This window comes from Achromobacter sp. GbtcB20, from assembly GCF_019091095.1.
Lineage (GTDB): Bacteria > Pseudomonadota > Gammaproteobacteria > Burkholderiales > Burkholderiaceae_B > Achromobacter > Achromobacter mucicolens.
In genome coordinates this window covers 1-235 of the sequence record NZ_JAGXJZ010000910.1, presented here as the reverse complement: position 1 = coordinate 235, position 235 = coordinate 1, and the positions used below count along the sequence as shown (strand labels likewise).

The window sequence follows — 235 nt, the reverse complement described above, 5'->3', positions numbered from 1 at the left end:
AGGTGTACAGGCTGCCGTTGGCCTTGAGCTTGGGCAGCGCCGCGTCGATCCACTGCTCGGTCCAGCTGAGATAAGCCTCGTCGCTTTGCTGGTCCGAGGCGTTGCCGTAGTCCTTGCCGAGGTTGTAGGGCGGGTCGGTCAGGAGCAGGTCAATGGCCCCGTCGGGGATGCGCGCCAGCCCTTCCAGCGCATCCTCGCAGAAGACCTGGTTGACCCAGCCTGTCATGATTGCTGC

Annotated in this window: 1 protein-coding gene; it reads right to left on the bottom strand. The window is 64.3% G+C overall.

The genetic code is table 11. From position 1 onward, the window contains the following. The coding region (locus KVT32_RS31600) for a DNA methyltransferase (RefSeq protein ID WP_254637108.1) at positions 1–226 on the bottom strand (226 nt) is incomplete at its 3' end. Positions 227–235 lie beyond the last annotated feature (9 nt).